This is a genomic window from Mycobacterium sp. (genome assembly GCF_035274705.1).
Lineage (GTDB): Bacteria > Actinomycetota > Actinomycetes > Mycobacteriales > Mycobacteriaceae > Mycobacterium.
Genome location: NZ_DATENY010000131.1, coordinates 1 through 8,629, shown reverse-complemented (window position 1 = coordinate 8,629; position 8,629 = coordinate 1). Strand labels below are relative to the sequence as shown.

The window sequence follows — 8,629 nt, the reverse complement described above, 5'->3', positions numbered from 1 at the left end:
TTCGAGCAGCTGCCCAAGCACGCCCGTCGATGCGTGTACTGGGAAGTGGACCCGTCGACTCTGGCGGCCGACCATCTGAGCGACCCCGAGTTCGAGAAGGAAGCCTGGCTGTCGATGGTCATGCTCGAGTGGGGGTCGTGTGGTCAGGTCGCGGTGGACTGCCGCGACAACGGGCGCGGGGACGGTGCCGACGAGGACGCGATTCCGCAGGCGGACGAGCCTTGCCTCGGCTACGCGTTCTATGCGCCTCCGGGCGCCGTCCCGCGGGCTCGGCGGTTCCCGACAGGACCGGTCAGCGCCGATGCGGTGTTGCTCACGTCGCTGGGCGTCGAATCCGGCCGCGACGCCGAGGACTTGCCGCGCAGCCTGATCGCGGCGGTGGTCGGTGATCTTGTCCGACGCGGGGTGCGCGCGTTGGAGGCATTCGGGCACACCGCGGAGGTGACCGAACTGCAGGATCCGCTCACGGCGTTACCGGAGCTGCGCCCAGTCATCGACGTCCTCGGCGACTGCTCGGTGGACCAATGCGTGCTCGACGCCGACCTCCTACAAGACGCCGGGTTTGTCGTCGTTGCGCACCACCGCTATTTCCCACGGCTGCGCCTGGAACTCGAACAGGGCCTGGGCTGGAAGGCCGACGTGGAGGCGGCGCTGGAGCGGCTACTGGAGACCGCGCAGCTGCAACAGCCCGTCGGTGCGGGCGCGACCCCCTGTTAGTGAACGGCTACTGAACGGCCCGGCCCGCCTGCTCGACGGAAAGCTCGTGGGCGAGCAGCTCTGCGAACGTGAACGTGCCTGTGGGACGGTCATTCTTGCCCAGCAGATACAGCCGCTTAACCGCAGCCAGGATGCCTTCGGCGATTGCGTCACGGGCCGAGGCGTCCACAAGCATGCCGCGGTCACGCGGATTGGTGATGTAGCCGACGTCGACCTGAACGGTAGGCATCCGGGTGAGCCGCAGTAGGTCCCAGGTGCGGCCATGCGTGCGGCAATCACGTAAGCCCGTGCGCGCCACGACCTCTCGCTGAATGAAGTCGGAGAGCATGCGGCCGATGGTGGACACCGAACCATGCGAATTGCCGAAGTGAAACGATGCAACACCATTGGCAGCAGGGCTGGCCTGCGTGGCGCAGCGCAAACTGATCATCAAGTCCGCCCCGACCGTGTTGGCCGTCGCGGCGCGTTCGGCGTCGGAGGGGGAGCGGTTCGCGGGCCGGGACAGGAACGTCTCCATGCCGATGGCGGTCATCCTGCCCTCGAGTCGACTGGCCAAGTCCCACAGGATGTCTGCTTCGGCGATGGGGCCGTCTGGGCCGTTCATGATCAGGCCGTGATCGCCACCGCCGCGGCCAGGGTCGATGATGATCCGCTTACCCGATAACCGTGGGCCGGAGCGGCGTACCAATTCCTCTTCACGGATCGCATGGGGAGAGCCGCCGGTAACGCGGGATCCGAGAAAGTACAAGGACCGCAACGTTTCTGGGCCACAAATCCCATCGGGATACAGCCCGTATTCGCGCTGGTAGGACATCAGTGCGTTGTGCGTCTGCAGCCCGAAGTGACCGTCGACCAGACCCGTGTAGAACCCGAGATCCTGTAGCCGCGCCTGCAGCGTCGCAACGTCGTCGCCATACATCGGCGCACCGAACTGATGACTGAGCGTGCGAGCCCCGAGTCGGTACGAAGCCTCTTTCAGTGCGCGGTAAGTTGCTTCTCCGACAATGCCGTCGACGAGCAGCCCGCGGTGCTGTTGGAAGGCACGGACTGCATGGTCGAGCTCGCTGTCGAATACGTCGACCGCGACATGCCTACCCGTAGTCAGGTCTTCGTCGGGGTTCTCGGTGAGCCCCAACGCAGCCAGGGCCGCCCGGATCTCGGTGACCGCACCCCCACGGTCACCGCGACGCAGACTCGACATACTCGACCCTTTCCGGCCGCCTTGCGGACCGTTGGCGGTCAGCGGACCCGGCGCTGACGAAGCAAAGGCAGGCTAGGCAGCATTGTCGCAGACGGTGCGGCGAATCGGGAAAACCCCAGGCGAGTGTTCGGCCCGCCGATTGTGGCGTTAGACCACGTCAGCGAGCTCGCGCAGCAGGGCGGCCTTGCCCTTTGCGCCGACGATGCGCTTCACCGGCGCGCCGTCCTTGAACAGGATCAGCGTCGGGATCGATACAACCTGAAAGTCGCGTGCGGTGGCGGGGTTGGCGTCGACGTCGATTTTGGCGACGGTCAGCTGGCCGGCCTTCTCGTTGGCGATCTCCTCGAGCACCGGCGCGACCATCTTGCATGGCCCGCACCAGGTGGCCCAGAAGTCCACCAGCACCGGCGTGTTGCTCGACAGCACGTCGTCGGAGAACGAGTCGTCAGTTACGGCGACAGTTGCAGAAGTCTTCTCGGTCACAGCGGTGCTCCAATCAGATCGGTGGTGTCATCGGTTGTCGCAGAAGCGGTTTCGGCCAGCCAGCGTTCGGCGTCGATCGACGCGGCGCAGCCGCTGCCCGCCGCGGTGATGGCCTGACGGTACGTGTGATCGACGAGGTCACCCGCGGCGAAAACTCCGTCGATCGACGTGCTCGTGGTGCGGCCCTTGACCAGCACGTAGCCCTCGGGGTCGACGTCGACCTGGCCGCGCACCAATTCCGAGCGCGGGTCATGACCGACCGCAACGAATACACCGGTGACGGCCAACTTGGATTCTTCGCCGGTGACCGTGTTACGCAACCGAATACCGGTGACCTTCGGATCACCCTCGATCGCCGCCACCGCAGTGTTGGTAAGGAACTTGATCTTCTCGTTGGCGCGGGCGCGCTCCAGCATGATCTTGGACGCGCGGAACTCGTCGCGGCGGTGGATGAGCGTGACGCTGCGGGCGAACCGTGTCAGGAAGGTGGCTTCTTCCATGGCCGAGTCGCCGCCGCCGACGACCGCGATGTCCTGATCGCGGAAGAAGAAGCCGTCGCAGGTGGCACATGTGCTCACGCCCATGCCGATCAGAGCTTCCTCGCCGGGCACGCCGAGGTGCCGGGCGGCAGCGCCCATCGCCAGGATCACAGCCCGGGCCTGATAGGTCTCGCCATCGACGGTGACCGATTTGACCGGCCCGTCGAGGGCGACCGCGTCGACGTCTTCCATCCGCAGATCAGCGCCGAACCTCAGCGCCTGCTCACGCATCTCGTCCATCAATTCGGGGCCGGTGATGCCTTCGCGGAAGCCGGGGTAGTTCTCCACCTCGGTGGTGGTCATCAGCGCGCCGCCGAACTGGGTGCCCTCGAACACGAGCGGTTTGAGCTGGGCGCGGGCCGCGTAGATGGCTGCCGTGTAGCCGGCCGGGCCGGAGCCGATGACGATCACGTCATGAACGGTGGGTGAGGAGGTCATACGAGCCTTTCTGCCGTATCACGTCGGCATGGGTACAAACATCAGCGTATGCCCCGGTGTTCCCCGCGGCTTGCAGGACAGATTACGGACGAGTGACCGCGGTATGGGCCAACAGGCCGGTGTGAGCTGAACTGCAATTGGGCTCGACGACAAGCGCCAGGACCCCCTTGGGTGTGTCGGCGGGCAGCAGGATCAGCACGCCGGCCGTGCCGTCGACGTTGACGGGGCGAGCGCCCAGCACCGTCGTATCGGCCGAATAGCCAAGACCGGAAAGGCAGGAGGCCCGTCGCTGCGGGTCGGCAAGGGGACCGTAGTCGGGGCTGCTCGACAGCAGCTCGAGGATTTGTGCGTCAGACAGTGGCATTTGCTGCGGTGCCCGCGACACTGTGATCTTTTGCGCCGTCGGGCCCGCTGACCAGGTGGGACCGGGGTCGCGTGTGAGCATGACAGCTCCGACGATGATAGCGAACAGGACGGCGCCGAGGCCGGTGATGAGGCCAAGTCGACGGAGCCTCGGGGTCGGGCGGGCGGCATGCAGCGCCGTGCCGATTCTGGCGGTGACCGCGGCGGGCACGCCGGGGGCCGAGGACTCATCTGAGCCGAGATCGGCGAGGTCGCGCCGCACCCGGTCGAGCCCGGCCAACATGTGCGCGGCCTGCGGTTCGGTACGGATCCGCTGCCGTAGCCGTGCCGCGGTTACGTCGTCGAGCAGCCCCGCCTGCAGATCGGCCAGCAGGTCGGGCGTGATGGGTCCGCCGTCCGCGCCGCTGTCCATCGCCGCCCCCGCCGGTCTTCTGTCGACTTGACGGTAGCCAGTCTTCACCACAGAAGGTTGGACGTCCGTGCCGCGGCCACGGTTCCCTGTTCACTCCCGGCAACGCTCGGCGGCCGCCGCGCCGGCGTCGAAGTACTCCAGCGCCTCGGCGAGTTTGGCGCGTGCGCGTGCGCAGCGGCTCTTCACCGTGCCCTCGGCGACACCGAGCATGCGTGCGGTTTCGGCCACGGAATATCCCTGCATGTCGACGGCGACCACGGCGGCGCGCTGTTCGACGGGCAGCCGCATCAGTGCCCGTTCCACGACGATCGCGGTGTCCACCCGCGGCGTCGGGTCGCTGACATGGCAGACGTCGTCGGCCAGCGCGGTGGTCGGGCGGGACTTGTTGCGCCGCAATCGGTCCAGGCAGGCGTTGACCACGATGCGGTAGAGCCAGCTGCTGACGGCCGAGTCGTGGCGGAAGGCGGGTGCGCTGCGGTGTGCCGACAGCATGGCGTCCTGCAGGGCATCGGCCGCATCGTCGGGGTTGCGGCTGGTGATCTGGGCCAGCCGGTACAGCTGGCGGTGATGCCGGTAGAAGAGCTCCTCGAAGGCGTATCGGTCACCGGCGATGTGCGCGGCCAGAAGCTCGGCGTCGCTTCGATCCGGCCCCCCGATTGTGCCCACAAGCGAACACTAAGCGGATTCCCAGGTAGGTCTCGACACAAGTTTGCCGGGCTGGGGATGACGGCTAGGACGCGGCCTTCAGGGTTATTTCGGCGATGTCGGAGCGGCTCTTGCCATCGACTTGGCCCAACGTGGACACCCACACCAGGAGGTTGGAGGTCGGCGCAGCGTTGTCCACCTTGATCGTGTTCGAGCCGGACTTGAGCGTCGTGGCCGACGTCAGCACGGTGGTGTCGGACAGCGAAGCGGGCGTCGGCGTCTGCGACGAACGGATTTCCACCGCGGTGCCGGTGCTGTTGAGGTTGATCGTGACCTCGCCGATCTTCGTCGGCTGAGGCAGTTGCAGCATCAAGCCGACGCCGTTCTTGAAATTCGGAAACGGCACCGGGTCCGTATACGTGTCGATGGGCCAGACCGTGGTCGGGTTGCCGTCGATCGCCAGGCTGGCCTGATCGGGTGCATCTGGTTCACCCTCAGGCGAAAAGACCGTCGCACGAACGGGTTTCACGACGTTGCCGCTCGAGCCGCCACCGCCTTGAGCCGACGAGGACGGCGCGTTGAGGCCCAGTTGATCACCGCCGAGGCCGCCGACATCGCCGAAGATCCGGCTCAGCACCGAAGCCAGTACGAGCAGGGCGATGACGATGATGACCCCGCCGACGCCGAGGCCGATCAGCAGACCCTTCCGACGGCGCGCCGACCCTTCGGGATCGTCGGATGGCGCACCGCGGAACCGCGCCGGCGGCGGGGTCGCGGGTTCGTCGATCGGTGAAATGAGATCGGTGCGGTCGGCCACCGCGGTGGCCTGCTGCAGCAGGTTCAGCAGCGTGGGTGCGCTGCGGATGCCGCCGCCGTCTTGGACCGCGCGGGCCGCGGCCGCCGAGATCTGGAATGGGATGTCACGGTCGACGGCCCTCGGCTCGATCGGCTGACCGGCCGCATCGAGCTCGGCAGACGCCAACCCGCTGCGCACGCCTGATTCGGCCAACGGCCAGCGGTTGATCAACAACGCGTAGAGCGTGGCGCCTATCCCTCGGATGTCGTCCTCGGGTGTGGCGTCGGGCAGGGTCGCCGGGAAGGCCAGCGCCACGTCGCCTTCGATGCTGACCCGCACACGGCTGGGGTGATCGATCGACAGTGCCACGCCCGAGCGGTGGGCGACCTCGGCAGCCGCGGCCAGCGATTGGATGGCCCGGGCACCGCCGACCGCCGAGGGCGACGTATCGGCGACTTCCTGCAGCGATCCGCCGCGAATCCACTCCGACACGACCAGACCGCCGGATCCGGTGCCGGCCACGTCGAGCACCCGGGCGACGCCGGGCATGTCGAGGCGGCTGAGCTTGAGTGTGCGGGCCAGGATGTCCTGCACTTGCGCGTCAGGCAGCGTCGCGTCGGGGTCGACGAACGTCAGCGCGACCTGCCGGTCCAGCGCGGTGTCCAGTGCCTGCCAGAACTGCAGGTTGGGTGGCCCCCCGTGGAACATGAGCAACCGGTAGCGGCCGCCGGCGATGGTGGCGCCCGGGATCAGGTGGACGTCCTCGTCGGATGTCGCGGCTTCGATCGCCGGTTCTCGCGGCATGTCGAAGGGCAGCGATTCGCGGGTGGGATCGCCGCCGTAGTCGGCGGGGGGACGACCGGACACCGGCATCGGGGCGGTCCCGTTGGCGGGCTCGGGGAACGCGGCGGTTTCGTCCGGCTCGGGTACGTCCGGCTGGAAGTCGTCGGCGGCGACGTCGGGCCGGAACTCGTCGGCGGCCGGCCGTGGAATCTTGGTCGTCGCGGTGCTGTCAGGCCCGGATGCGGCGCCGGCCGCTGGTTCGTCGGTCACCGCTGGTCCTTTCCCCCTCCAGTCCCCGGCAACCCCTGCCGGAGGCCCGCCCCGGGCCGTCGCCGGGAATTGACGATGGCGTGACGCGAGCGAATTCCTCTGATCAGGGTACGTGAGGGGCCTGCCCGGGTGTGGCCGGTCGGGCCCCTCAGGAGTGGTCGCGGCTACTGTCCCTTGCCCTTCGGGCGTGGGCCCAGTGCGCCGGCCGAGTCGGCGTTGGATTGCGGCCTGCGCGGCTTGCGCGTCGGGTACGCGGGCCGCCAGCATGACGCCGCCGATGATCGGCACCATGATCAAGCCGAGCACCAGCAGCCGCAGCACCGATCCGGCACCGCCCCAGTTGCGGGTCAGCGACTCCAGTCCCAGCAACTGGTCGACGACATGGGCGGTCAGCCCGGCGATAAGCGAGGCGGAGATCGTCACGAGGATGGTGCGCACCACCTGCAGGCTGATCAATCGCCCGTCGGGTGGGTTGAGGCTGGCCCGCAACAGGAAGTAACCGACGGTGGCGCCCGCCAAGAAGCCAAGGCCGTTGGCGAGGCCCAGATAACCGGCGACGAGTTCGCGATCGTCGGTGAGGTACGGCGCGGTCAGCGATGCGGCGATCTTGACTGTCGTGATCACAACGATCAGGATGATCGGCGTCCACGGCTGCTCCCGCGCATAGAACACTCGAAGTTGAAGCAGCACAAGCGCATACGGGATCAGCGTGAAGGCCGAGAGTGTGATCGCCATGCCCAGGTAGCCGGCGTCGACCTCACCGAAATTGCCGTACGCGAACAGTGCGCTGCCGATTGCCGGCCCGCCGACAGTCATCATCGCGACGATCGGGATCAGTGTCACCATCGTCAGCCGGGTGGCCAGCGACAGGTCGGCGAGCACCGCCGGGGTGTCGTCGGCCGCGGCGTTGCGGCTCAGCCGCGGCATGACCACCGTCAGCACCGTCACGCCGATCATCCCGAACGGCAGCATCAACACGAGCCAGGTGTAGTTGTAGATCGCGGGGCCGGAAGCCGCTGCTGCACTGGCGATCTGGTTGCCGACGATCAGGCCTATCTGGCTGATCAACACATAGAGCACCATCGCCGCGGCCATAGCGCCGAACTTCTTCAGGCGATCGTCGATGCCCCACAGCGGGCGCAGGCTGATCCGTTCCTGCCGGATAGCGACCAGCAACACCGCGGTCTGCGCGACGACGCCAAGCGTGGTGCCGATGCCGAGGACGAGGAGCTTGGCGTTGCCCATCTCGACGGGGTCGATCGAAAGCTCTCCGGGCACAAGCAGATACAGGCCGAGCGTCACGATCGCGACGATGTTGTTGACGACCGGCGCCCAGGCCGGAGGTCCGAACACGTTGCGGGTGTTGAGGATCGCCATGAACACCGACGACAATCCGTAGAAAACGATCTGCGGCAGAAGCAAGTAGGCGAACGCAGTCGTGAGCGAACGGTTGACTTGCGGGTCGCTACCCAACATGAGGCCGACCAGCAGCGGGGCGGCTGCCACCGACAGCACCGTCACCACGACCAGCAGGGCGGTGGCCAGTGTGATCAGCCGTCGTACGAACGCGGTGCCGCCGTCCGGGTCGTCTCGTTCGGCGCGGGCCAGTACCGGAACGAAGATCGCGGTGAACGTGGCCTCAAGAACAAGCGCGGCGATCAGGTTGGGCAGCTGGTTGGCCACCGAGAAGGCACTCGAGAGCGCGGCGCCGAGGATCGTGGCGAGCAGCACGATGCGGGTGAAGCCGGTGATCCGGCTGACCAGGGTCGCCAACGCCATGCCCCACGACCGCGAAACCACCGCGGCGTCGGACAGTTCGGGGCGTCCGGCACGCCGTCGCGGGGCGGGTCCTCGGGGCAGTCGCGGCGGCGGCGACATCCGGCGCGGCGGGGGATAGGGGGCGTGTGTGCCGGCCCGCGGCGGGTCATGGCGTGGCGGCACGCGGCCCGGGGGCATCCGTGGCTCGGGCGGCCGCGGACCGA

At 67.6% G+C, this 8,629-nt stretch carries 7 protein-coding genes; 1 reads left to right on the top strand and 6 read right to left on the bottom strand.

The annotated features are described in order from the left end of the window. Window positions 1-717, top strand: a 717-nt coding sequence (locus VJV41_RS27185; RefSeq protein ID WP_325339074.1) for an acetyltransferase, incomplete at its 5' end; no start/stop codon positions are given. Window positions 718-724: 7 nt separating this feature from the next. On the opposite strand, the gene VJV41_RS27180 is transcribed toward VJV41_RS27185, so the two are convergent. The 6 genes from VJV41_RS27180 to murJ all read right to left on the bottom strand — a co-directional run bounded on the left by VJV41_RS27180 (window position 725) and on the right by murJ (window position 8,525). Next, window positions 725-1,918 carry an N-acetylmuramoyl-L-alanine amidase gene (locus VJV41_RS27180; protein WP_325339072.1) on the bottom strand — a complete coding sequence of 398 codons (1,194 nt, stop codon included), beginning with the start codon at window positions 1,916-1,918 and terminating at the stop codon, window positions 725-727. A 147-nt stretch (window positions 1,919-2,065) separates the two neighbouring features. Beyond that, window positions 2,066-2,401, bottom strand: a complete 336-nt coding sequence (trxA, locus tag VJV41_RS27175) for a thioredoxin (RefSeq protein WP_325339071.1) — start codon at window positions 2,399-2,401, stop codon at window positions 2,066-2,068. Continuing rightward, window positions 2,398-3,378, bottom strand: a complete 981-nt coding sequence (trxB, locus tag VJV41_RS27170) for a thioredoxin-disulfide reductase (protein ID WP_325339069.1) — start codon at window positions 3,376-3,378, stop codon at window positions 2,398-2,400. Before trxB ends, trxA begins: the two co-directional genes overlap by 4 nt. 82 nt (window positions 3,379-3,460) lie before the next feature. After that, the gene (locus tag VJV41_RS27165) at window positions 3,461-4,153 is read right to left on the bottom strand and encodes a hypothetical protein (protein ID WP_325339076.1); all 693 of its coding nucleotides are present in this window, start codon (window positions 4,151-4,153) and stop codon (window positions 3,461-3,463) included. Between the two features lie 90 nt (window positions 4,154-4,243). Next, window positions 4,244-4,819, bottom strand: coding sequence for an RNA polymerase sigma factor SigM (gene sigM / locus VJV41_RS27160; RefSeq protein ID WP_325339067.1), 576 nt, complete (start codon window positions 4,817-4,819; stop codon window positions 4,244-4,246). Between the two features lie 64 nt (window positions 4,820-4,883). Beyond that, window positions 4,884-8,525 carry a murein biosynthesis integral membrane protein MurJ gene (gene murJ / locus VJV41_RS27155; RefSeq protein WP_325339075.1) on the bottom strand — a complete coding sequence of 1,214 codons (3,642 nt, stop codon included), beginning with the start codon at window positions 8,523-8,525 and terminating at the stop codon, window positions 4,884-4,886. Between the last annotated feature and the right edge of the window lie 104 nt (window positions 8,526-8,629).

Bases quoted from the DNA above. Each gene is read 5' to 3' on its own strand.
- VJV41_RS27180 (WP_325339072.1), bottom strand. From the start codon at position 1,918: ATGTCGAGTCTGCGTCGCGGTGACCGTGGGGGTGCGGTCACCGAGATC.
- trxB (WP_325339069.1), bottom strand. From the start codon at position 3,378: ATGACCTCCTCACCCACCGTTCATGACGTGATCGTCATCGGCTCCGGC.
- VJV41_RS27165 (WP_325339076.1), bottom strand. From the start codon at position 4,153: ATGGACAGCGGCGCGGACGGCGGACCCATCACGCCCGACCTGCTGGCC.
- murJ (WP_325339075.1), bottom strand. From the start codon at position 8,525: ATGTCGCCGCCGCCGCGACTGCCCCGAGGACCCGCCCCGCGACGGCGT.